19 protein-coding genes are annotated in these 21,251 nt (G+C 73.1%); 7 read left to right on the top strand and 12 right to left on the bottom strand.

Annotated features, from left to right (window positions below; genetic code table 11):
• Nucleotides 1–148 precede the first annotated feature (148 nt).
• Together LNW73_RS26315 and LNW73_RS26310 are read right to left on the bottom strand one after the other, a co-directional pair.
• Entirely contained in the window at nt 149–2,386 is a 2,238-nt protein-coding gene (locus tag LNW73_RS26315; protein ID WP_250991591.1) for a molybdopterin-dependent oxidoreductase, read from the bottom strand.
• A 149-nt stretch (nt 2,387–2,535) separates the two neighbouring features.
• A complete protein-coding gene (locus tag LNW73_RS26310; protein WP_250991590.1) occupies nt 2,536–3,126 on the bottom strand; it encodes a TetR family transcriptional regulator in 591 nt (196 codons plus the stop codon).
• A gap of 118 nt (nt 3,127–3,244) precedes the next feature.
• Between LNW73_RS26310 and hmgA the strand changes: the two genes are divergently transcribed.
• The 3 genes from hmgA (at nt 3,245) to LNW73_RS26295 (ending at nt 6,756) form a co-directional block, all read left to right on the top strand.
• Nucleotides 3,245–4,552, top strand: coding sequence for a homogentisate 1,2-dioxygenase (gene hmgA / locus LNW73_RS26305; RefSeq protein ID WP_250991589.1), 1,308 nt, complete (start codon nt 3,245–3,247; stop codon nt 4,550–4,552).
• Nucleotides 4,549–5,295, top strand: a complete 747-nt coding sequence (locus LNW73_RS26300) for a GntR family transcriptional regulator (protein ID WP_250991588.1) — start codon at nt 4,549–4,551, stop codon at nt 5,293–5,295. Before hmgA ends, LNW73_RS26300 begins: the two co-directional genes overlap by 4 nt.
• Before the next feature lie 90 nt (nt 5,296–5,385).
• Nucleotides 5,386–6,756 carry a type ISP restriction/modification enzyme gene (locus LNW73_RS26295; protein ID WP_374118190.1) on the top strand — a complete coding sequence of 457 codons (1,371 nt, stop codon included), beginning with the start codon at nt 5,386–5,388 and terminating at the stop codon, nt 6,754–6,756.
• A 205-nt stretch (nt 6,757–6,961) separates the two neighbouring features.
• Here LNW73_RS26295 and LNW73_RS26290 read toward each other — a convergent pair whose 3' ends face one another.
• Nucleotides 6,962–7,225, bottom strand: coding sequence for a hypothetical protein (locus LNW73_RS26290; RefSeq protein WP_138353313.1), 264 nt, complete (start codon nt 7,223–7,225; stop codon nt 6,962–6,964).
• A 277-nt stretch (nt 7,226–7,502) separates the two neighbouring features.
• On the opposite strand from LNW73_RS26290, the gene LNW73_RS26285 reads away from it, so the two are divergent.
• Nucleotides 7,503–9,272: a serine/threonine-protein kinase gene (locus LNW73_RS26285; protein WP_250991587.1), complete on the top strand. Its 1,770-nt coding sequence runs from the start codon at nt 7,503–7,505 to the stop codon at nt 9,270–9,272.
• Here LNW73_RS26285 and LNW73_RS26280 read toward each other — a convergent pair.
• The gene (locus LNW73_RS26280) at nt 9,242–10,036 is read right to left on the bottom strand and encodes an SGNH/GDSL hydrolase family protein (RefSeq protein ID WP_250975175.1); all 795 of its coding nucleotides are present in this window, start codon (nt 10,034–10,036) and stop codon (nt 9,242–9,244) included. The genes LNW73_RS26285 and LNW73_RS26280 overlap by 31 nt on opposite strands.
• 310 nt (nt 10,037–10,346) lie before the next feature.
• Here LNW73_RS26280 and LNW73_RS26275 point away from each other — a divergent pair, with 310 nt between their 5' ends.
• Nucleotides 10,347–11,507, top strand: a complete 1,161-nt coding sequence (locus LNW73_RS26275) for a DUF5925 domain-containing protein (RefSeq protein WP_285369492.1) — start codon at nt 10,347–10,349, stop codon at nt 11,505–11,507.
• 239 nt (nt 11,508–11,746) lie between these two features.
• Here the strand turns inward: LNW73_RS26275 and LNW73_RS26270 are convergent, their stop codons facing one another.
• From LNW73_RS26270 to LNW73_RS26260, 3 genes are all read right to left on the bottom strand, one after another.
• Entirely contained in the window at nt 11,747–12,121 is a 375-nt protein-coding gene (locus LNW73_RS26270; RefSeq protein WP_250991586.1) for a GntR family transcriptional regulator, read from the bottom strand.
• Nucleotides 12,122–12,192: 71 nt separating this feature from the next.
• Nucleotides 12,193–12,813: a CGNR zinc finger domain-containing protein gene (locus tag LNW73_RS26265; protein ID WP_250991585.1), complete on the bottom strand. Its 621-nt coding sequence runs from the start codon at nt 12,811–12,813 to the stop codon at nt 12,193–12,195.
• Between the two features lie 96 nt (nt 12,814–12,909).
• Nucleotides 12,910–14,427, bottom strand: a complete 1,518-nt coding sequence (locus LNW73_RS26260; protein ID WP_250991584.1) for an acetyl-CoA carboxylase carboxyltransferase subunit alpha/beta — start codon at nt 14,425–14,427, stop codon at nt 12,910–12,912.
• Nucleotides 14,428–14,600: 173 nt separating this feature from the next.
• On the opposite strand from LNW73_RS26260, the gene LNW73_RS26255 reads away from it, so the two are divergent.
• Nucleotides 14,601–15,608 (top strand): lytic polysaccharide monooxygenase auxiliary activity family 9 protein, encoded by a 1,008-nt coding sequence (locus LNW73_RS26255; RefSeq protein ID WP_250991583.1) that lies wholly within the window; start codon nt 14,601–14,603, stop codon nt 15,606–15,608.
• Between the two features lie 82 nt (nt 15,609–15,690).
• Here LNW73_RS26255 and LNW73_RS26250 read toward each other — a convergent pair whose 3' ends face one another.
• A complete protein-coding gene (locus LNW73_RS26250) occupies nt 15,691–16,137 on the bottom strand; it encodes a MarR family winged helix-turn-helix transcriptional regulator (RefSeq protein ID WP_250991582.1) in 447 nt (148 codons plus the stop codon).
• An 85-nt stretch (nt 16,138–16,222) separates the two neighbouring features.
• Between LNW73_RS26250 and LNW73_RS26245 the strand changes: the two genes are divergently transcribed.
• Nucleotides 16,223–16,597 carry a cupin domain-containing protein gene (locus LNW73_RS26245; protein WP_250991581.1) on the top strand — a complete coding sequence of 125 codons (375 nt, stop codon included), beginning with the start codon at nt 16,223–16,225 and terminating at the stop codon, nt 16,595–16,597.
• Here the strand turns inward: LNW73_RS26245 and LNW73_RS26240 are convergent.
• The 4 genes from LNW73_RS26240 to LNW73_RS26225 form a co-directional block, all read right to left on the bottom strand.
• Nucleotides 16,590–17,450 (bottom strand): esterase/lipase family protein, encoded by an 861-nt coding sequence (locus LNW73_RS26240; protein WP_250991580.1) that lies wholly within the window; start codon nt 17,448–17,450, stop codon nt 16,590–16,592. The two genes, LNW73_RS26245 and LNW73_RS26240, sit on opposite strands and share 8 nt — an antisense overlap.
• 111 nt (nt 17,451–17,561) lie before the next feature.
• Nucleotides 17,562–18,800, bottom strand: coding sequence for an MFS transporter (locus LNW73_RS26235; RefSeq protein ID WP_250991579.1), 1,239 nt, complete (start codon nt 18,798–18,800; stop codon nt 17,562–17,564).
• Between the two features lie 125 nt (nt 18,801–18,925).
• Nucleotides 18,926–19,933 (bottom strand): slipin family protein, encoded by a 1,008-nt coding sequence (locus LNW73_RS26230; RefSeq protein WP_250975185.1) that lies wholly within the window; start codon nt 19,931–19,933, stop codon nt 18,926–18,928.
• Nucleotides 19,934–20,148: 215 nt separating this feature from the next.
• Nucleotides 20,149–21,117: a helix-turn-helix transcriptional regulator gene (locus tag LNW73_RS26225; protein ID WP_250991578.1), complete on the bottom strand. Its 969-nt coding sequence runs from the start codon at nt 21,115–21,117 to the stop codon at nt 20,149–20,151.
• Nucleotides 21,118–21,251: the final 134 nt, after the last annotated feature.

The raw sequence follows: 21,251 nt of genomic DNA, 5'->3' as shown, positions 1-21,251 counted from the left end.
TCGTCCTCCCGGTAGGGGGCGGGTCTGCCTGACCCACCCAAACTAGCGCCGTTAGTTTTCGCACGCCAGAGGCCCCTCCGTGCTCTGGCTCACGCGCGCTCTGGCTCACGCGCGGACCCACGCCCGCGCGCCGCCCTGCCGGACCCGATCAGCCGCTTGCCGGCAAACCCCGCAGACCCGGCAGATCCGGCAGCGCCGAGACCTGCACCGGGAAGCCGTTGAGGACGGCCGTGCCCGACAGCGGGTCGAGGCGGCTGCCGTCCAGGAGTTGGTTGACGTTGACGCCGGGGTGCAGTCCGGCGGTGCTGAGCCGGGTGCCGCCGCGGTCGTGGCCCCAGCCGTGCGGCAGGCTGACGACGCCGGGGCGTACGGCGTCGGTGATCTCGACCGGTGCCTCGATCTCGCCGCCGTCGCCCTTGACCAGGGCGGTCGCCCCGTCGGTGAGTCCGAACCGGGCCGCGTCCTCGGGGTGGACCTGCAGGGTGCACAGGTTGGTGCCGCCGGAGAGCGCGGGCAGGTTGTGCATCCAGCTGTTGTTGGAGCGCAGGTGGCGGCGGCCGATGAGGACGGGCCCCGCGGCCCGTTCGGTCAGGCTGCGCAGCAGCCGCGGCACGTCGGCGGCGATCGGCGCCGGCGCGAGTTCGATCCGGCCCGACGGCGTGCGGAGGACCTCGGGGATGCGGGGGGCGAGCGGGCCGAGGTCGATGCCGTGCGGCTGGGCGAGGACCTTGTCGAGGGTGAGGCCGTACGGGCCGAGGCGGAGCATGAGGTCGAGCCGCCGCTCGTATCCGGTCCTGCCGCCGAGCCGGGCCGCCAGCTCGGCCGGGTCGCCGCCGTGCAGCGGCGAGAGCGGGTCGGCGGTGGCACGGGCGAGCAGCCGGGCGATGGCCTGTTCGTCCACGGCGGCCGGGTCCGCGTCCGGCGCCGCGCCGGACAGGATCTGGACGAGCCGGGCGTAGATCTCGGGCTCGCCGGGGCGGCCGTCCGCCAGTTCCACGGCCGGGCGGCTGTAGCGCACGGTGTTGCGGACGGCGAGCGTGGAGAAGGCGAAGTCGTAGTGCGCGCTCTGCGTCGGCCGGGGCGGCGGCAGGACGACATGGGCGTGCCGGGAGGTCTCGTTGAGGTACGGGTCGACGCTGACCATGAAGTCCAGCCCGGCCAGCGCCCGGTCGAGGCGGTGGCCGTCGGGCGCGGAGAGCACCGGGTTGGCGGCGAGGGCGATGACGGCCCGGACGCGGCCTTCGCCGGGGGTGTCGATCTCCTCGGCGAGGGCGGCGCTGGGGAGTTCGCTCTTCACCTCGGGGTGGCCGGAGACCCGGCTGTGCCAGCGACCGACGGTGAAGCCCTTGCCGGGCGCGGCGGGCCGGGGTGCCCGGGCGGTCGGGGAGAGCGGGAACATGGCGCCGCCGGGCCGGTCGAGGTTGCCGGTCAGCACGTTGAGCACGTCCACGAGCCAGCTGCACAGGGTGCCGAACTCGACGGCGGTGCTGCCGAGCCGCCCGTAGACGGCGGCGCTGGGCGCGGCGGCCAGTTCGCAGGCGAGGGCGCGGATCTCGGTGGCCGGCACCTCGCACACGCCCTCGACGGCCTCGGGGGTGAAGGCGGCGGCGAGCGCGCGCACCTCCTCCACACCGGTCACGTGGTCCGCGAGCGCGCCGAGATCGGTGAGGTCCTCGGCGAACAGCACCTGCACGACGGCGAAGAGCAGCGCCGCGTCGGTGCCCGGCCGCAGCGAGACGTGCCGGTCGGCGGCCTCAGCGGTGCGGGTGCGCTTGGGGTCGATGACGGTGATCCGTCCGCCGCGCCGCCGCAGCGCCTTGAGCTTGCCGGGGAAGTCGGCGGCGGTGGCCAGACTGCCGTTGGAGACCAGCGGGTTCGCGCCGATGATGAGCAGATGGTCGGTACGGTCCAGGTCGGGGACCGGGATCGCGTTCGGGTCGCCGAAGAGATAGCCGCACGCGACGTGCTTGGGCATCTGGTCCAGGGTGCTGGCGGAGAAGATGTTGCGGCTGCGCAGCGCGCCGACGATCTGCGCGGGGTAGAGGCCGCCCGCGACGGTGTGGACGTTGGGGTTGCCGAGGACGACGCCGACGGCGTCCGGTCCATGCGCGGCGGTGACCGCGCCGAGTCCCGCGGCGACGGCGGCGAACGCCTCCGCCCAGCCGGTCTCGACGAGCCGGCCGTCCCGGCGCACCAGGGGGCGGCTCAGCCGGTCGGGGTCGGCGTCGAGGGCGCCGAAGGTCGCGCCCTTGGGGCAGATGAAGCCGGCGCTGAACACGTCGTCGCGGTCGCCGCGGGCGCTCGTGACCGTGTCGTCGTCGAGGGTGAGCGTCAGACCGCAGGTGGCCTCGCACAGCGGGCAGATACGCAGGGCGGTACGGGTCATCGGGCTCTCCTGGGACGACGGCAGCGCACGTACAGGCGAGCATACCGACCGGTATGCATGTGGGAACCCCCAGGACGGCCCCAATCAGCCGACCCCGGGGGCCCGGCCTACCGCCCCTACCGCTCCTACCGCGCGAGAGCGGACCCGCCCTACCGCGCGAGATAGGCGCGCAGCATCCGTTTCGTCTCGGCGATCACGGCCGGATCCCCCGCCGCATCGGTACGGAAGGCCAGCTGGAGCAGGGCGTCGGCGGCCTCCACGCTGATCACGAAGGTGAGCCGGGCGTACGCGTCCGCCGGGTCGAGGCCCAGCCGCCCGGCGAGCAGTTCCAGCAGCCGGTCGGCGACGTGGCGGTTGGGCTCGGATTCGCCGGGGATGCCGAAGTCGACGAGCTCGAAGCCGGGGGTGGCGCCCTTCATCGCGATGTACTCGTCCACGACCACCTCGACGGCGACCTCGAGCGACAGCGGCGTCGCCGCCGGTTCCGCGAGGCGGGCCGTGACGTGGTCCAGGTACCGGTCGAGATTGCGCTGCGCCAGGGCGTCGGCCATCGCGCGCTTGTTGGAGAAGAAGCGGTAGACGGAGCCGATGGGGACGCCGGCGCGGACGGCGACCGCGCGGGTGCTGAGGCTCTCGTACCCGGCCTCGTCCAGCAGCTGGGCGCAGGCGTCGAGGATGCGGCTGAGGCGTTCGGTGCTGCGCTGCTGCACCGGGGTTCGGCGGAGCCCTTGGCCGGTCACGGCACACCCTCCTTTTCAGGCCAGCCTAGCGGCGGCGGGGTCCAAGGTCATTGACGGCTTGCCCGTCCCATTCCTATGGTCGACCATAGGAATGGGACGACGGCACCGGGAGCGCACGATGGGCAGCACGCACGACACGGACCTCACGTACTCCCCCGGTTTCGGGAACGAGCACGTCAGCGAGGCGGTGCCCGGCGCACTGCCGATCGGCCGGAACTCTCCGCAGCGCGCCCCGCTCGGGCTGTACGCGGAGCAGCTCAGCGGCACCGCGTTCACCGAGCCCCGGCACCAGAACCGCCGCAGCTGGCTGTACCGGATCCGCCCCTCGGCCGTGCACCCGCCGTTCCACCGGATCGACAACGGGGCGCTGCGCAGCGCGCCGTTCCTGGACGTCGAGCCGGACCCCAACCGGCTGCGCTGGAGCGCGCCCGCGCTGCCGGACGTCCCCACGGACTTCGTCCAGGGCCTGGTCTCCGTCGGCGGCAACGGTGACGTGCTGCGCCGCGAGGGCATCGGCATCCACTGGTACGCGGCCAACACGTCGATGACGGACCGGGTCTTCTCGTCCTCCGACGGCGAGTTCCTGATCGTGCCCGAGCACGGCACCCTGCTGCTCCGCACCGAGCTGGGCCTGCTCCAGGCCGGCCCCGGCGAGGTGGCGCTGATCCCGCGTGGGATGCGCTTCCGGGTGGAGCTGCTGGATCCCACGGCCCGCGGCTATGTCTGCGAGAACTACGGGCAGGCGTTCCGGCTCCCCGACCTCGGCCCGATCGGTGCGAACGGGCTGGCCAACGCGCGGGACTTCCTGGCACCGGTCGCCGCCTTCGAGGACCGCGAGGAACCGGTCGAGGTGATCAACAAGTTCGGCGGCAACCTCTGGGCCGCGACCTACGACCACTCGCCGCTCGACGTCGTCGGCTGGCACGGCAACCTCGTCCCGTACGTCTACGACCTGCGGCGCTTCAACGTCCTGGGGTCGCTGAGCTACGACCACCCGGACCCGTCGATCTTCACCGTGCTGACCGCCCCCTCCGACACCCCCGGGCTGGCCAACGCCGACTTCGTGGTCTTCGCGCCGCGCTGGCTGGTCGGCGAGGACACCTTCCGCCCGCCGTACTTCCACCGCAATGTCATGAGCGAGTTCATGGGGCTGATCGAGGGCGCGTACGACGCGAAGGCCGAGGGGTTCGTCCCGGGCGGCGCCTCGCTGCACAACATGATGTCGGCGCACGGCCCGGACCGCGCCACCTTCGACAAGGCCAGCGCCGCCGAGCTGAAGCCGCAGAAGGTCGACGACGGACTGGCGTTCATGTTCGAGACCCGCTGGCCCGTCGTACCGACCAGCGGCGCACTCGCCGCCGATCACCGGCAGGAGGGTTACGACGAGGTGTGGAAGGGCCTTGAGCGGCACTTCCCCACCTCATGACCGCCTTCGCCCCGGACTCGATCGTCCTCAACCGCAAACTGCCGCTGTGGTACCAGGTCTCGCAGTCGCTGCGCGCCTCGATACTGGGCCGCCGCCCGGACGCCCCGCTGCGGCTGCCGACCGAGGACGACCTGGCCGGCCACTACGGCGTGAGCGTGCTGACGATGCGCCAGGCCCTCAAGGAGCTGGAGACGGAGGGGTTGATCAGCCGGCACCGGCGGCGCGGCACCTTCATCGAGCCGACCGCGCTGCGCGGCGCGCCGGTCCGGCTGCTGGGTTCGGTCGACGCGATCGTGGCCCAGCAGTCGGGTGAGCACACCGCGGTGCTCGGGCACGGGACCGCGCCGGTGCCGTCCTGGGCCGCCGAGCACCTCCCCGACCTGGCGGAGGCGGCCTTCTTCCGGCGGCTGCGCTGCGAGGCGAGCGGCGAGCCGACCAACTGGGCGGAGAACTTCGTCCGTCCGGAACTCGCCGAGCGCATCGATCTGGCCGACCTCGAACGGTGGCCGATGACGAAGGTCCTGCGGGACGCGCTCGGCGTGCGGATCAGCCGGATCACCGACACGGTGGAGGCCCGGCTGGCGGATCCGGAGACCGCCCGGCTGCTCCAGGTCCCGCTGCTCAGCCCGATCCTGCACTACACCGGGGTGACGTACGACGAGTCGGGCCGCGCGGTGGACGTGGTGCGGATCCACTACCGGGGGGACCGGTTCTCGTTCACCGTGACGATGGAGGCGCGCTGACAGCGGGCGCCCGCCGCTTTGCTTTCGGTGACAATCCGTACAGGTCGCGCTTCCCGGGTGGCGGTGCGGCCGCGACCGCGGCTCAGTACGATGCCGACGGTGGGAAGCGCATCCGCGAATCCAGGCGCTGGGGAGGCCCGTGACGTGACGCCGCCACGAGCTGCCGGCTCCAACTCCGGGGCGGGCCATGGCGCTCCCGTGCTCGCCGATCTGATGCCGTGGTCCGTGCCGCCGCTGCTGTACGGGCGGTCCTGGGCGGTGGCGCCCGACGCGAAGGCGCTGCGGGCCCGCTGGGACGCGCTGCTGGCGGCGCCGAACGACGCGGAACGTGAGCGGCTGCTGCGTCCGAGCCGGGCCCGCGGACTGCACACCCCGGCACCCCAGCTCGCCGTCCCGGGACGGGAGGGGCGGTCCGCCGCCACCACCCGGCTCGCCCGCGAGAGCGGGCCGTGCCCCGACCCGGTCCGGGTCCTGCACGGCGCCTTCGACCTGCAGTGGCTGATCCCCGACCACCGGCTCATCGACGCCGCCCGCCCCGAGCTGTGGCGGGTCGCCGACGAGCGGCAGATCTTCGCCGTGGAGCAGGCCCGGCTCCCGAACGTCCCCGGCCCCGCACTGTCGTTCGGCGCCGTGCTGCCCGACGGCCGGTCCCCCGCCGGGAAGCAGGGCCGGATCCGGCCGCTGTACCGGCGGCCCGGCGGGCAGGACCCCAACCTCGCGCCCGGCCTGACCGAGCTGCTCGGTGAGCTCCTCGGTCTGCCGGTGAGCGCCGAGGACCTCCTCGCCTGGATCACCGTCGCGGGCCTCCCCGCCCGGGACCAGCGGGACGGTGTCGTGGTGCCGCTCACCCGCGACCCGGAACTCTGGCTCGCGGCCGTCGAGCTGGGCCGGACCTCGATCTGGCTGCACACCCGGGGCGAGCGCTGCGCGGATCCCGCCGTGGGCCGGCCCGGCGGCCATCCCCGGCTGCCCGGCGGCCGGCGCCCGTACGTACGCGCGCCGCTGCCCGCCGTGCCACGGGCCGGGGAGCTGGCGTACGACCCGGAGGAGGAGGCGCTGCGGATCGGGGACGGGCTGGTCTCACCGGTGCCGGCCGCCGCCTGGGAGTTCCACGCGGGCGGGGTGCGGGTGCTGGAGGCCTGGTACGAGCGCCGGACGGCCGCCGCGGCCCCGGGGACGCTGGAGGCGCTCCGCCCCGCGCGCTGGACCCGGGAGACGACCACGGAGCTGCTCGAACTCGTCACCGTGCTCACGCTGCTGGCGGCCCTCCGGCCGGAGCGGCGGAAGCTGGCGGAGCGGCTGGCGGCGGAACCGGGGTCGCGGCGGGCGCGCGCGGCGGGGATCTCCGCCGACGCGCTGCGCCTCGCGGGGGTGCTGCCCGCTCCCTCGGGAGCACGGCGCCCCGCCTCGGTGCTGGACCATCACGAGGAAGGGCCGGACGGTCAGTTCGCGTTGCTGTGAACCGTGAACCGTGGGCCGTGGGCCGAGGCGCACAGGTCGGCTCGCACGGTGGCACGTTCGGACGGCGCGGGTGGTCGCCACAGGTGTCCGAACGCACGTGGGCGCACTTGGACGCGCGTAGAGCTCCTGCCGTTCACGGCGAGCACACCGCAACGCCGCTGGCCGCAGCGCTGTGCCGGGACGGTGTGACCGCCGGAAGGTGGGATCAGCCGCGGCTGCCGAACAGCGAGCGCCGCAGGCGCCGCAGAGGCGCGAACAGCGACACCCGTGCACTGCGGCTCGCCTTGGTGCGCGCCGAATCCCGCGATGTCAGCTCCCGCATCAGCAACGTCGCCTCCGCGCTCTCGCGGTGCGGTACGGCAGGGCCGCCCAGTATCGCGAGATGACGGTCCAGACGTGTGCTGGTCGTGCTGCTTCCGCAGTTGATGGCAGGCACTCTCGGCCTGCTTCGCATAGCTATTTGTTCCATGACACTCCCCACCCGTACGAGGGCACCCGGCCCGGGCAGGGTAACCCTATCGCCCCGACGCGTCACCTGCGCATCCCAGGCCCCGGATTCACCTTCCCGTCCTGGGTGTTGACGACTGAACAGCGAATTACCGCCGCACGCAAGGCAGTTGGCCGCCACCCGACAACCTGAGCCTACCCCCGGCCGCTCTCGTCGACATCGCCGGGACCGGCTTCAACCATGCGTCGTTGAGGTAGATTTCCTCCGAATCACTCCGGTTACGGGCGGGGGTTCGCACATGAGCGAAGGCACGGGCGGTGAGCGGGTGCTCGCGGACCGCTACCGGCTGATCGGCGAGCTCGGCCGCGGCGGCATGGGCGTCGTGTGGCGGGCCCGCGACGAACTGCTCGGCCGGGAGGTCGCGGTCAAGGAGGTGCGGGCGCCCGCCGGCCTCGACGAGGGCGAGGTGCGGCAGCTGTACGCCCGCCTCGAGCAGGAGGGCCGGGCCGCGGCCCGGATCATCCACCCGAACGTGATCACCGTGTACGACGTGGCGGTGGCCGGCGGCGCGCCGTGGATCGTCATGGAGCTCGTCCGGGGGCTGACCCTCGCCGACGTCCTCGACGCGGACGGCCCGATGACGCCGCGGCGGGCGGCGGACATCGGCGCACACGTCCTGGCCGGCCTGCGCGCGGCGCACACCGCGGGAGTGCTGCACCGGGACGTGAAGCCCGGCAACGTCCTGATCGCCAATGACGGCCGGGTCGTCCTCACGGACTTCGGCATCGCGATGATCGAGGGCACCTCGGCGCTGACGCGCACGGGCGAGCTGATCGGATCGCCGGAGTACCTGGCTCCCGAGCGGGGCATGGGGAACGCCCCCGGGCCGGAGTCGGACCTGTGGTCCCTGGGAGTGCTGATCTACCGGTCGGTGGAGGGGTCGTCGCCGTTCCGCCGCGATTCGGCGCTGAGCACGCTGAGCGCGGCCGTCAACGACCCGCTTCCCGAGCCCCGCCGGGCGGGACCGCTGGGTCCGGTGCTGGAGGGGCTGTTGCGCAAGCGCCCGGCGGACCGGATCAGCGGGAGCGAGGCCCAGCGGATGCTGGACGACGTGGCGGCCGGCCGCACCGGGCCGCCGGCCACCGGGTATGCCCCGGCCGCCGCCGGCCCCTCGCCCCGGACGAAGCCGCTGCCGCAACCGATGCCGCGACCGATGCCGTCGGGCGGGACCGGCGGGACCGGCGGCCCGACGCCGCCGACCGTCCCCGGATACGGATCCCCGTACGGGCCGGGGCCCTCGTCCTACGGCGCCGAACCGGATCCGACGCGGCGCCGGCGGGTCGCGACGGTGCTGGCGGCGGGGGCGCTGGTGCTCGCCCTGGCGGCGGGTGCGGTGGCCTGGACCCTGCTGGACCAGGGGACGGAGGACGACAAGGCGTCCACCGGCGGGACCGGATCGAGTACGAGCAGCAGCACCCCGTCCACCGGCACGGGGACGTCCACGACCGCGACCACTCCCCCGACCACCACGGCGAGTCCGACGGTCACGACGACCACGGCGTCCCCTTCGTCGTCCGGCGCTCCGGTCGTCAAGGTCACGATCAAGGTGACCGCCGGGCGGGACAGTTACACGGGGCCGTGCCCGGCGCCGGCCGGCCGGGCACCGGAGTTCACGGCGGCGATCACAGTGGACCGTACTCCGGCGACGGTGGTGTTCCGCTGGACGACGGACAGCGGCCGCGACTCCGACCCCGGGTGGAAGACCGCCGAGTTCGCCGCGGGCGGCCCGACGTCGCGGACGTACGAGCACACCGAGTTGTCGTTCGAGGCGGGCAAGCGGAGCGCCGACCGGATCGTGCTGGAGGTCGGGGCGCCGAAGGAGTTCCGGTCGGACCCGGTGTCGTTCACGGTGGACTGCCGACCGGATCCGCCGGCGTCGACCACGACGCCGGCGGCGGCCGGAACGAACGGTACGGATCGGTCAGCGAACCAGGCGGTGAATCAGGCAGTGAATCAGGCGGCGATTCAGGCGGCGATTCAGGCGGCGGAGCTGAACGCGGGCAGGTAGCCGCCGGACTGGCCGGCCGCCTTCGGGTGGTAGGACTCGTCGACCGGGAACGTGAGGCTGTTCAGCCAGGGCGATCCCGAGCAGAGTTCGTGCCCGGTGAAGGTGCCGCGCACATCGGCGAAGCCGAAGCCGTGGTTGGCGGCGCGCTTGGCCATCACGGTGTCGAGTTCGTCGGCCGCGCCGTTGATCGCGGCGCGGGAGGTGTCGCTGAGCCCGCCCCAGCAATTTCCGTTGATCTTGTAGAAGTGCGGGTAGCCGACCACGACCACATGGGCGTTGGGGGCCTTGGTGTGGATCGCGTTGTATACGTTGTCGAGGAGACCGGGGAGGGTGTTGTCCGCGTAGGTGCGGGCCTGCGCGATCCGGGCCAGACAGGTGCTCTCGGAGTTGAGCACACAGGTGGTCATGACGTCGGAGAAGCCCGCGTCATTGCCGCCGATGCTGATGCTCACCAGTCCGGTGGACGCGTTGAGCGGCCCGAGCTGGTTGTTGAGGACGTCACCGGTACGGGCACCGGAGCAGGCGGTGAAGGCGAACGCGGACGGGGCGTGGGCCGCCGCCCAAAGTGCCGGATAGGCCTTGGTACTGCGCTTGCAGTCACCGCTGGAGCTGTCGTAGCTGCCGGCGCCGACGCCCGCGGAGTACGAGTCTCCGAGGGCTGCGTACGAGGGCGCCGCGGCGTGCGCGGGGGCCGCGCCGATGAGCGCGAGGCCAGTGGTGAGGATCAGCGCGGATACGGCTGATGCCAACCGGGACAGTCTCATGGAACCTCCCTGGGCAGGATCTCTGCGAGACCTGTTGTACCCGTCGGTAACCCACGGGGGGAAGTGTCCTGACCATGAATCTTTGTCGTGTGCATTGCAATCATATGAAACGTCCGTAACGCCTCAACTCCGTGCCGACCAGGCTCCGTCCAAACCTCTTCCAAACCTCTTCCCAGCCTCGTTCCGGGCGTCGTTCCGAGCCTCGTTCCGGGTGCCGTTCCGGGTGGCGTCACCGGCCCGGTTCGGGGGTGGATTTCCGGCCCGGAAAAGCACTGGGCGGATTCGGCCCCGGTGCCGGATCATGGGCCGCATGTCCGCAAAGCCCCATGACCCGAGGAGGCCTGTGCCGCAGAGCCTGCCCGACCCCGCACACGCCCGGCACGCCCCGCGCCCGCCGCACCGCGCGGTTCCCGTCCATCTGCGCCTGGACGACAGCGATTCACCGTCCGACGTCGTCGACGCGCTCTTTCTCGGGCGCTTCACCTCCGGTGAACAGCCGTACTCCCGCGGCGCGTCCCTGGAGAACGTCAAGTCCGGCCTGACGCTGATCCCGCCGGACGCCGCCGTGCTGCGCCAGGCCCGCGACAAGGACCGCAGCGCCACGCTCGCCGAGGGCGACGGCTGGACGATCCTGATCTCCCGCTGGAACCGCGGCGCGGACGTCACGGTCGCCGCCGTCACCGACGAACTGGCCGAGCAGGTGCTCTCGCGGGCCGTCGAGGACGCCGAGGACGAACCCGAACCCCAGCCCGAGACCGTGAACATGGGCTTCTGGTACGTCTCACCGCGCCGCGGCCCGCACCGCACCACCCGGCAGATCTCCGCCGCCACCTGGGAAGAGCTCCGCGGCAACTACACGGCCCCGGTGGCCGAGGCCATGGACGGCCTCATGAAGCTCACCAAGGACGACATCACCGGCCGGCTGCTGCTCCTGCACGGCCCGCCCGGCACCGGCAAGACCTCGGCGCTCCGCACCCTGGCCCGCTCCTGGCGCGACTGGTGCCAGGTGGACTGTGTCCTGGACCCCGAGCGGCTCTTCAACGACGTCGGCTATCTGATGGACATCGCCATCGGCGAGGACGACGGCACGGCCGGCGGCCGCTGGCGGCTGCTGCTCCTGGAGGACTGCGACGAACTGATCCGCGGTCAGGCCAAGCACCAGACCGGCCAGGCGCTCTCCCGGCTGCTCAACCTGACCGACGGCCTGCTCGGCCAGGGCCGCAACGTGCTCGTCGGCATCACCACCAACGAGGACCTGGAGCGGCTGCACCCCGCCGTCGTCCGGCCGGGCCGCTGCCTGTCGCGGATCGAGGTCGGCCCGCTGACCCGCGACGAGTCCGCCGCCTGGCTCGGCACCACCGAGGGCATCGGGCGCGAGGGCGCCACCCTCGCCGAGCTGTACGCGCTGCGGCGCGGCGCCGGCTCCACCATCCCGGCTCCGGCCCCGACGTCGGACGGTCTGTACCTCTGATCGGTACCGGGTTCGGGTGGGGGTTCGGCCGGGTGTCGCGGACGTCGCAGGTGCGGCGCGCGCCCCGGAGCGAGGACCTGCCCACCGGCGGGGGCCTGGCTGTCGAAGCGGGCCTGGCTGTCGAAGCGGGCCTAGCCGTCGAAGCGGGCCTGGCTGTCGAAGCGGGCCTAGCCGTCGAAGCGCGCCTAGCTGTCGGAGCGCGCCTAGCTGTCGGAGGCGACCTGTCCGTCCTACGTGACCTATCCGTCGTAGGCGGCGCGCAGCGCTTCCTGGACGGCGGCGAGGGCGGCCGCGCGGTCCAGGCCGAGGCGGTGGGCGCGCTGTGCGAACTCCGCGGCGGCGGCAGCGGCCTGGCGCTCGGCGGCGTCGCCCGCGGCGGCGACGAAGGTGCCGTTCCGTCCGCGGGTCTCGACGACACCGTCGGCTTCGAGGGCGCGGTAGGCCTTGGCGACCGTGTTGGCCGCGAGGCCCAGCTCCTCGGCGAGGCCCCGGACGGTCGGGAGCTTGTGGCCGATGGGGAGTCGGCCGGTGCGCGCCTGATCGGCGATCTGCTCACGCACTTGCTCGAAGGGGGCGGTGGCCGCGTCGGCGGCGACGGTGATCCTCAGGCTCATGGCGGCGATCCTGGCACAACGGGCCCGGCCCACGCCGTGTCCGGCGAGCGTCCGTCCGGGCGGGTCGGTCGTCAGCTCCGGTCCGGCTCCGCGTCGGCCCCGGTGCGCGTGCGCTGATAGTGCCGGGCGACCCGGGCCCGGTTGCCGCACGCCGGCCCGCACCATTCCTGCCGGCCGTGTCCCTTGACGAAGTAGCGCACGCAGCGCGGTGCCGTGCAGGCGCGCAGCAGTTCCCGTTGCGGACCCGCCAGGAAGTCGATGGCGGCACGGGCCAGAGCGGCGACGATCCGCACCCCGGGGTCGCCTTCCGTGGACCGCAGCCGGACGGCCGGAGCCTCACCCCGGGACCAGACCAGCTGCGGGGCGACCGGTTCGCTCGCGGCGGCGGAGTTGAGACGGCCGAGGGCCTGGTCGGCGGGCAGAAGGCGGTCGGCGTCGGCGCGGCTCGGCGGGGCGGGGCTCACGGCCAGGGCGAACAGTGCCCGTACCGCCTGCCGGAGGGCGACGATACGGTCTCTGAGCTCCTCGTCCGCGGCGAACTCCCCACCGGCGGCGGTGTGCACGGAGAGCAGGCCGGCCCGCTCCTGGATCCAGCGGGTCGTCCCCTCGACGGTGGTGAGGTCGTCGGCGACGCCGCCGTCCCCGTCGTGCCGGACGGTGCTCACCAGCTCCAACGCCGGCTGACGCTCCATGGATCTCCCCTCTCCGCCGCGGATCCGGCCCCAGCCTACGGCCCCTAACGAGAGAGAAGGACTATCTCATTAGGGCGTGAGCCTCGCGGCTGATCCTCACGACGGCAGCCCGAGGTTGCGGTATCTGGCCCGCCGGGCGGCCAGCCGTTCACCGCGGTCACGGGCCCGCAGGGCGGCCAGCTCGGCCCCGAGCAGAGTACCGAGGCGGGAGAGGAACTCGCCGGGGTCGTCCGCCGCGTCGGGGGTCTCCTCGACGATGGTGTCGACGATCCGGTTGGCGAGCAGATCGGCGGAACTCACGCCCTGCCGCTCCGCGACCTCGAACGCCCGGTCCGTCGTCCGGTAGAGGATCGCCGACGCGCCTTCCGGCGGGAGCGGCGAGAGCCAGGCGTGCCGGGCGGCGATGACGCGGTCGGCGGGCAGCAGGGCCAAGGCGCCACCGCCGGCGCCCTGGCCGAGCAGCAGACAGAGCGTCGGGGCCCGGAGGGTCACGAGGTCGGCGAGGCAGCGGGCGATCTCCCCCGCGAGGCCGCCCTCCTCCGCCTCCCGGCTGAGCGCCGCACCCGCGGTGTCGATGACGGTGAGCAGCGGCAGGTCGAGTTCGGCCGCGATCCGCATACCGCGCCGCGCCTCCCGCAGCCCGGCCGGGCCCAGCGGGGCGGGCCCGGCCTCGTCCGGGCGCCGGTCGTGGCCGAGCACGACGCACGGTGTCGGCCCGAACCTGGCCAGCGCGAGCAGCAGTCCGGGGTCGCGTTCCCCCGCGCCGGTCCCGCTCAGCGGGGTCACCTCCCGCCCGGCCCCGTCGAGCAGCGCCCGCAGTCCGGGCCGGTCCGGGCGGCGCGAGCGCCGGATCGAGTCGGCGGTGGAGACCTCGACACCCGTGCCCGCCCGCCGGTCGGCACCGGAAACAGCGTCCACGTCCTCACCCGGCTCGCCGCACAGCACGTCCAGCGCCCGTGCCGCGACCTCGGCCAGCTCTCCCGCCGGGAACACGGCGTCGACCAGACCGTTGGCCAGCAGGTTCTCGGCGACCTGGACGCCGGCCGGGAACGGCTCGCCGTACAGCGCCTCATGGACCCGCGGACCGAGAAACCCGATCAGCGCCCCCGGTTCCGCGGCCGTGACATGCCCGAGCGATCCCCACGACGCGAGCACCCCGCCGGTGGTCGGATGCCGCAGGTACACGAGATACGGCAGCCCGGCCGCCTTGTGATCGGTGATGGCGGCCGCGACCTTGACCATCTGCAGGAACGCGATGGTCCCCTCCTGCATCCGCGTGCCGCCGGAGGCCGGGGACGCGAGCAGCGGCAGCCGCTCCCGCGTCGCCCGCTCCACCGCGGTCACCAGCCGGGTCCCGGCCGCCACCCCGATCGACCCGCCGAGAAACCCGAACTCCCCCACGATCAGCGCCACCCGCCGCCCCCGGATCCGTCCCTCCCCCGTGACGACGGATTCATCAAGCCCGGTCCGCAGCCGCGCCTTCTCCACATCCACCCGGTACTCCGCCGCCCCGGGCAGCACGGTGACGGGCTCATCCCACCGACGCCAGCTCCCCGCGTCGACGGCGGCCTCGATCAGTTGCAGCGCGGCAGGCCGTCGGCTCGCTTCAGTCATACCGCCACCCTGCCACGGCCGATCACCCGGCCGCGTTCTTAATCAGCTCTCAGGGCCCCCTTAACGCGCCCATAAAGATCGGGTTTTCGCAGTTGGCGGCGGGATTCTGACGGTTCGGCGGGGCTAGCGTGCTGGTCGTTGGGCCCGTGCCACCGTCGAAGGAGACTCCCGGAATGACCGTACGTCGCAAGGCTGCCGCAGTCGCTGTCGTGGGCTTCGGGCCGCTGGTGCTGACCGGGCTGGCCTCCGGTCCCGCAAGCGCGCACGGCTCGATGTCGAACCCGGTCAGCCGGGTGTCCGCGTGCTACGCGGAGGGTCCGGAGAATCCGCGGTCGGCCGCGTGCAAGGCCGCTGTCGCGGCGGGCGGGACGCAGGCGCTCTACGACTGGAACGGTGTGCGGGACGGCGAGGCGGGCGGGCGGAGCCGGTCGAAGGTGCCGGACGGGAAGCTGTGCAGCGCGGGCAACGCGGAGTACAAGGGGCTCGACCTGGCGCGGGCGGACTGGCCCGCCACGGCGATGAGCAGTGGCTCGTTCACCTTCACGTACCGGGCGACCGCGCCGCACAAGGGTTCCTTCGACCTGTACATCACCAAGGACGGCTACGACCCGTCGAAGCCGCTGAAGTGGTCCGACCTGGAGGCGAAGCCGTTCGCGTCGGTCACCGATCCGGCGCTCAAGGACGGCAGTTATGTGTTCTCGGGCAAGGTGCCGCAGCGCACCGGCCGGCATCTGATCTACAGCGTCTGGCAGCGCTCGGACAGCCCCGAGGCCTTCTACACCTGTTCGGACGTGGTCTTCGGCAAGGACAGTGGCGGCTCGGTACCGACGCCGGCCACTCCGTCGCACAGCGCCACGCACAGCACACCGGCCACCGCCGGGCCGGCGCCGGCCGCGTCCGCGCCGTCCGAGGCACAGATAGCCGCGGGCGCCTCGAAGTCCACCGTCCACCACGATCACACGGCGGCGACCACCCCCGCCACGGGCGGTAACGCGCCGCAGGCGGACGGCTCGGCCGCGCCCACCACGGCCGCCGAGGGCACGAACCTCGCCGAGACCGGCGGCTCCAGCAGTACGGGGCCGCTCGCGATCGGTGGGGCCGCGGTGCTCGCGGCCGGGGCCTCGTTGCTGCTCGCGACCGTTCGCCGCAGGGCCGCCGCGGCGGGACGGCACCGCTCCTGACGACCGCTCTCCCCTGATCCGGTGCCGCTGCCTCCCCACGGGCAGCGGCACTGCTGTGTCCGGGGCACCCCGCAGCGGTCGGCTACCAGTTGGGGCGGATCGGGCCGCCCGGCGCCAGCCGGGCCAGGTCGTCCCGCAGGGCCTGCAGCCGGCGCTCGCCGAGGAGGGCGGCCCAGGGGCGTACGGCGTCGGCGGCCGCCTCCTCCGCGGCGCGGGTGCAGGCCCGGCCGCGGTCGGTGAGAACGACGAGACGGGCGCGGGCGTCGTCCGGGTGCGGGCGGCGCTCCACATAGCCCTTGCCGACGAGTTCCTCGACCATCTGGCTCGCCGCCTGGCGGCTGACGCCGAGGTGTTCCGCCAGGTCGGCGGCGGTCGCGCCGACCGGCGCCAGCCGGGCGAAGGCGAAGCCGTGGGCGGGCCGGAGGTCGTCGAAACCGCGTGCGACGACACCGTCGTGGATCACGGCGGTGAGACCGCCGGCGGCGGCGAGCAGGGTCGCGGTCAGGCTCATGGCGTCAGCGTTGTTCACGGGAGCAGCTTGACACACTGCGCAAGCTGCTTGACTATATTGACAAGCAACTTGCTCAAGTAAGTTGACTATATGGAGGTACACCATGCCTGTTGTCACCGCAGCCGAAGCCGTCGTCCACGAGATGCACGGCCTCCGTTTCGTCTCGTACATCCTGCCCGCGCACGGCAGCAAGGAGCTGTGTGCCTGGCGCGGTGAGATACCCGGCGGCACCGTCGGGCCCGCCCACACCATCACCCGCGAGGAGGTCTTCCTCGTCCTGAGCGGCACGGTGCGGATCAGCATCGACGGCGAGGCGTCCACCCTGGCGCCGGGCGACGCCGCCGTCGCGCCCGCCGGCTCCTCCCTGGGCGTCAGCAATCCCACGGAGGAACCGGCCACGATGTGGGTCACCACCAGCGTGGGCCTGGAGGCCGTGCTCGCCGATGGCTCCCGCATCTCACCGCCGTGGGTCAGCTGAGCACGGAAAGGCAGGTGGTCCGGGTGGCGTGCGCCGGGTCGAGGGCGTTCGCCGCCTCATGGAAGGCGATCCGGTCGGTCAGACCGATCGTGACGTGCTCGGAGATGTCCACCGCACACAGATCCTGCAGCAGCACATTGTGGACGTTCGGCCCGGACAGGAACTGCGACGCATACGGCGTGACGACCTCGTCGTACCGGGTCGCGATGACGGTGTAGCGCACCCCGGGGACGGTGTCGCCGCCCGCGTTGAGGGTCTGCATGAAGGCCGATCCGGCCACCTGGTCGGCGAGTCCGGGGACGATCGAGTGGATCGCGTCGGCCGCTCCGGGGAAGTACGGGAGCAGGTTGGCCAGCCCGTCGAGGGTGGTTCCGTGGTTGTCGGGCGCCAGGCCGACGAGGGCGTTCACCTTCGACGCGCCGCCGAGGAACTTCAGGTAGTAGCGCGGCATCATGCCGCCCTGGGAGTGCCCGACCAGGTCCGCCTTCGGCACCCCGGTGGCCGCCAGCACCCGGTCGGTGAAGTCCGCCAGTTGCTGAGCGGAGTCCGCGATCGGGCCGAGCCCGTCGAAGAACGGAACGCCGGGCAGCTGGCCGTAGTCGAAGGAGAAGACGCAGTAGCCCCGGGCCACCAGATAGGGGGCGAACCCCAGCCAGTTGTCGGTGCCGTTGCCGAACGTTCCGTGCACGAGCACGACCGGCCGGGGGTGCGCGGCGGACGGGCGGCACGAGAAGTCGTTCCATCCGCTGGACGGGGCCGAATGTGCGGTTGCGGCGGTGGCGGCGGTCGGGGCGGCGGTCACCGCACACGCCAGAGCCAGCGCGGTGAGCATGCGCTTCCAGGGCAGCCTCATGTGATCTCCTCGCAGGTCAGGGGAGTCCTGTTCACTCCACCCACGCTGTGATCCGGATCACAAGGTTGTTACGTTCACGTCAACTTACGCGCCAGTAGCAAAGGGGGCTAGTTACGCGTCGGTAAAGAATTGGCCACCCCGCGCCGAAGCGGAGGTCACCTCGTCCGCTTCCGCCGCCGGGACCTTGAACAGGCAGTACGCCGCGGCGAGCACTCCCGCCGCACCGACGGCGGCGAGCAGCAGGCGGTGGTCGACGACCGCGACGAGGCCGGCGCCCACCAGTCCGCCCACCGCGGGGGGCGCGAACACGAGCGTGCTCGCGGTGGCCGCGACCCGGCCGATCAGTCCGGCGGGCGTCTCCCGCTGGACGGCGGTCAGCGCCGCGATCAGCACCCACGGCAGCCCGACTCCGATCGCCGCGCCGCCGACCAGGGCGGCGGAGACCCACGGGGTGGCGCGTACGGCGACCCCGAGGGCGAACAACAGCATGCCGGTGGCCGCGAAGACCCGTTCCGGCATCCGTCGCAGCAATGCCCCCGCGACCACTCCCCCGACGACCGAGCCCGCACCCTGCACCGCGTACAACACGCCCACGAAGGCGGGCGAACGGTGCAGGCCCGCGTCGACCACCGCGTAGATCGCGGAGCTGCCGAGCGCGGAGAGCAGCATGGCGATCGAACCGACGGCCACCAGACGGCGCAGCAGCGGGTGCCGGCGCAGGTACCGGATGCCCTCGGCGGTCTGTTCGCGCCAGCCCGTCGTGGCGGGCGCGGGCGGTTCCTCCCGCACCCGGACCGTCGCGAAGACGGCCGCGGCGAGTGCGAAGGTGACGGCGTCGAGCACGGCGACGGAACCGCCGCCGTAGCGGACGTACAGGCCGGCGCCGGCGAGCGGGGCGAGGAGCTTCATCGCCTCGCTGGCGGTCATCCGCAGTCCGTTGAAGTCGCCGCGCAGTTCGCCGGGGACAGTGGCGGTGACGACGGCGGCCTCGGCCGCGTCGCAGAGCACCGACGCCGTCCCGTACAGAACGAGCACGGCGAAGAGGATCCAGACCAGATCCGCCGTACGGACCACGAGCAGCACCGGCAGCAGGGCGGCCATCGCGGCGTTGACCAGCACCAGGAGCGGGCGGCGGCGCACCCGGTCGACCACGGTGCCCAACAGCGGGCCGGCCAGCGTCGGGGTCCACAGGCAGACGCCGACCAGCGCGGCGAGGCTGCTGGAGCCGGTCAGCGACTTCACCCAGATTCCGGCGGCCAGCATCATCGCCGAGCTGCCGAAGCCGGAGACCAGCACCCCGGCCAGATACCTTCCCGCGTCGCGGTCGCGCAGGACCCCCCAGGCCGTCATGACTCCCAATCTAATGATTGGGAGTCATGACGGCAATGAGCGGGACGGGGCGGCAGTCAACGCTCGGCACTCAGCGGTCAGCACTCAGCGGTCAGCCACCAGCCCTCGGCCGTTGGCCGGGGCCGTCACTCCCCGTTCTTGGGCTGGCCGTTGCTCTCGATCGGGACCGGCGTGGACACCGGCGCGGAGACCGGGTCCGGCTCGGCGACCGGCGGCACGGCGGCGAGCGGGGGGATCGGCGGAACCGGGGGGATCGCTACGACGGCAGGTGCGGGCTCGGTCGCCGGCACTGCCGGTGCGGGCTCGCGCTCAGCGGCAGGCGCGGGCGCTGCGGCGGGCGCGGGTTCCGCGGCGGGCGCTACGGCGGCGGGGGCCGGGGCCGTCGGCGCGGCGCGTTCCAGGAAGCGCAGCAGCTCGACCGGGAACGGCAGCACCAGCGTCGAGTTCTTCTCGGCCGCGACGGCCACCACCGTCTGGAGCAGCCGCAGTTGTAGGGCGGAGGGGTTGTCCTCCATCTGCTTGGCGGCCTGGGCGAGCACCTTCGACGCCTGCAGTTCGGCGTCCGCGTTGATGATGCGGGCGCGGCGTTCGCGCTCCGCCTCGGCCTGCCGGGACATCGACCGCTTCATGGCCTCCGGCAGCGACACGTCCTTGATCTCGACCCGGTCGATCTGCACACCCCAGCCCAGTGCCGGGCTGTCGATCATCACTTCCAGGCCTTCGTTCAGCTTCTCCCGGTTCGACAGCAGCTCGTCCAGATCGCTCTTGCCGATGATCGAACGCAGCGAGGTCTGGGCGACCTGGGAGACCGCGAAGCGGTAGTCCTCGACCTGGATGACGGCGTCGACGGCGTTGATGACCTTGAAGTACACGACCGCGTCCACCTTGACCGAGACGTTGTCGCGGGTGATGCCGTCCTGCCCGGGGATGGGCATCGTCACGATCTGCAGATTGACCTTCCGCAGCCGGTCCACCCCTGGAATGACCATGGTGAATCCGGGGCCCTTGGGCTCCGACCTGAGCCGGCCCAGCCGCAGCACGACACCCCGCTCGTACTGCCGCACCACCCGGGCGCCGGCCACCCCGTAAACGGCCCCGGCCGCAAGGACGGCGGACACCAGCTCCACGATCATTTCGGCCCCCTGCCGTATACACGTGCAGTGCCTCCAGCGTACTGCGGGAACCCCCGCCGAGCGCCGGTCGTACGGGCGGGGCGGCGCACGGCAGGGGCGCCCGGGTCACCGGGGGCAGCCGCACCGCACCCCACGCCGCACGGCCCGCCCGCCAGAGCCCCTCAGCCCGACAGGGCCCGCCCGCCCGGCAGTGCCCGCCTGCCCGACAGGGCCCCTCAGCCCGGCGGCGTACGGTCCGCCGCGCGCAGCAGCCGGGCGGCCACCACTCTCAGCTGCACGGCGAGCTCGGGCGGCTCGTGCACCTCGAACTCGGCGCCGAGCAGGGCGATGAAAACGGTGAGGCCGTCGAGGGACTCGGCGCCCGTCCGCAGTTCGCAGGTCCTGTCGTCGATCGCCTCGATCGTGCCGAAGCCCGTCCAGCCGAAGTCGGCGACCGCCTCAGCCGACATGTGCAGGGTGACCCGCGCCTGGTAGCGGTAGGCCCTGGTGGTGACGCCCTTGGCGACGTACGCCGCCGCGTCCTCCGGGGGTTCGCGCGGTGCGAAGCGCGGCCCGGTGGGTGGCTTGGGGTCGATCCGGTCGACGCGGAAGGTCCGCCAGTCCTCCCGGCCGGTGTCCCAGGCGAGCAGGTACCAGCGGCGTCCGTGGTTGACCAGGCGGTACGGCTCGACCGTGCGGCGGCTGGAGGCGCCGCTGTGGTCGCTGTAGTCGAAGCGCAGCCGTTCGCGGTCACGGCAGGCCGCGCCGATGACGGTCAGCACGTCCTGGCCGACGGTCGCGCGGCCGGGCGGCGGCGCGTGGACGGTGATCGCCTGCATGGCCTGGACCCGGTGCCGCAGCCGCGACGGGAGCACCTGCTCCAGCTTGGACAGCGCCCGGAGGGAGACCTCCTCGATCCCGGCGACGGTGCCGCCGACGCCGGTGCGCAGGCACAGCGCGACGGCGACCGCCTCCTCGTCGTCCAGCAGCAGCGGCGGCAGCGCGGCGCCCGCGCCGAGCCGGTAGCCGCCGGCCGTGCCGGGGGCGGCGTGCACCGGGTAGCCGAGGGTCCGCAGCCGGTCGACGTCGCGGCGCACCGTTCGCGCGGTGACGTCCAGGCGCTCCGCGAGGTCGGGGCCGGACCAGTCCCGCCGGGACTGGAGGAGCGAGAGCAGACGCAGCAGCCGCGCCGAGGTCTCCAACATGCGGTCAGTCTGCCAGCCGTCGCGGACAGCCACTGACCGCATGGATAGGGTGCGGGCGGACGTGGCAGAGCCCCCGCCGGCAGGGTCGGCGGGGGCTCCGTCCTGTCGCTGCAGGCCGTCGCCGGTGTCGGTGG

This window comes from Streptomyces sp. RKAG337 (assembly GCF_023701715.1).
In the GTDB taxonomy this organism is placed as follows: domain Bacteria; phylum Actinomycetota; class Actinomycetes; order Streptomycetales; family Streptomycetaceae; genus Actinacidiphila.
This window is presented reverse-complemented; position numbering and strand designations above follow the sequence as displayed.

Bases quoted from the DNA above. Each gene is read 5' to 3' on its own strand.
- LNW73_RS26315 (WP_250991591.1), bottom strand. From the start codon at position 2,386: ATGACCCGTACCGCCCTGCGTATCTGCCCGCTGTGCGAGGCCACCTGC.
- hmgA (WP_250991589.1), top strand. From the start codon at position 3,245: ATGGGCAGCACGCACGACACGGACCTCACGTACTCCCCCGGTTTCGGG.
- LNW73_RS26300 (WP_250991588.1), top strand. From the start codon at position 4,549: ATGACCGCCTTCGCCCCGGACTCGATCGTCCTCAACCGCAAACTGCCG.
- LNW73_RS26295 (WP_374118190.1), top strand. From the start codon at position 5,386: ATGCCGACGGTGGGAAGCGCATCCGCGAATCCAGGCGCTGGGGAGGCC.
- LNW73_RS26290 (WP_138353313.1), bottom strand. From the start codon at position 7,225: ATGGAACAAATAGCTATGCGAAGCAGGCCGAGAGTGCCTGCCATCAAC.
- LNW73_RS26285 (WP_250991587.1), top strand. From the start codon at position 7,503: ATGAGCGAAGGCACGGGCGGTGAGCGGGTGCTCGCGGACCGCTACCGG.
- LNW73_RS26280 (WP_250975175.1), bottom strand. From the start codon at position 10,036: ATGAGACTGTCCCGGTTGGCATCAGCCGTATCCGCGCTGATCCTCACC.
- LNW73_RS26275 (WP_285369492.1), top strand. From the start codon at position 10,347: ATGTCCGCAAAGCCCCATGACCCGAGGAGGCCTGTGCCGCAGAGCCTG.
- LNW73_RS26270 (WP_250991586.1), bottom strand. From the start codon at position 12,121: ATGAGCCTGAGGATCACCGTCGCCGCCGACGCGGCCACCGCCCCCTTC.
- LNW73_RS26265 (WP_250991585.1), bottom strand. From the start codon at position 12,813: ATGGAGCGTCAGCCGGCGTTGGAGCTGGTGAGCACCGTCCGGCACGAC.
- LNW73_RS26260 (WP_250991584.1), bottom strand. From the start codon at position 14,427: ATGACTGAAGCGAGCCGACGGCCTGCCGCGCTGCAACTGATCGAGGCC.
- LNW73_RS26255 (WP_250991583.1), top strand. From the start codon at position 14,601: ATGACCGTACGTCGCAAGGCTGCCGCAGTCGCTGTCGTGGGCTTCGGG.
- LNW73_RS26245 (WP_250991581.1), top strand. From the start codon at position 16,223: ATGCCTGTTGTCACCGCAGCCGAAGCCGTCGTCCACGAGATGCACGGC.
- LNW73_RS26240 (WP_250991580.1), bottom strand. From the start codon at position 17,450: ATGAGGCTGCCCTGGAAGCGCATGCTCACCGCGCTGGCTCTGGCGTGT.
- LNW73_RS26235 (WP_250991579.1), bottom strand. From the start codon at position 18,800: ATGACGGCCTGGGGGGTCCTGCGCGACCGCGACGCGGGAAGGTATCTG.
- LNW73_RS26230 (WP_250975185.1), bottom strand. From the start codon at position 19,933: ATGATCGTGGAGCTGGTGTCCGCCGTCCTTGCGGCCGGGGCCGTTTAC.
- LNW73_RS26225 (WP_250991578.1), bottom strand. From the start codon at position 21,117: ATGTTGGAGACCTCGGCGCGGCTGCTGCGTCTGCTCTCGCTCCTCCAG.